Raw genomic sequence first — 279 nt, 5'->3', positions numbered from 1 at the left:
GTGTATTTAATTGTTGTATTAGTAACTGCTAAATCACTATTGATATACGATCTAAGGTTAGCTGGATCGGTTCTAAATAGAACTCCACCAGGATTATAAGCTACATATTGGAAGGTTGCTCCGGTTTTGTTGAAATCAATAGAGTTGTGAATAACCCCAGTATTTGAAGGTATGGTAACATAATCATTTGCATTTAGAAACAATCCTCTATTTTCTAACCATCCATCGGTGCCATCATGAGCAACACCAGTCAAGGTACATGCAATATTGTTTACAGTA

General features: G+C 35.5%; 1 protein-coding gene. It reads right to left on the bottom strand.

The features are described 5' to 3' along the window. Window positions 1–279 (bottom strand): hypothetical protein (locus KVT27_RS24305; RefSeq protein ID WP_217582146.1); only part of this gene is annotated, 279 nt, incomplete at both ends.

This window comes from Lysinibacillus sp. GbtcB16 (assembly GCF_019091145.1).
GTDB classification, from domain to species: domain Bacteria; phylum Bacillota; class Bacilli; order Bacillales_A; family Planococcaceae; genus Lysinibacillus; species Lysinibacillus fusiformis.
Note: the sequence above shows the minus strand (reverse complement) of the source record. Positions and strands in the feature narration are given on the sequence as shown.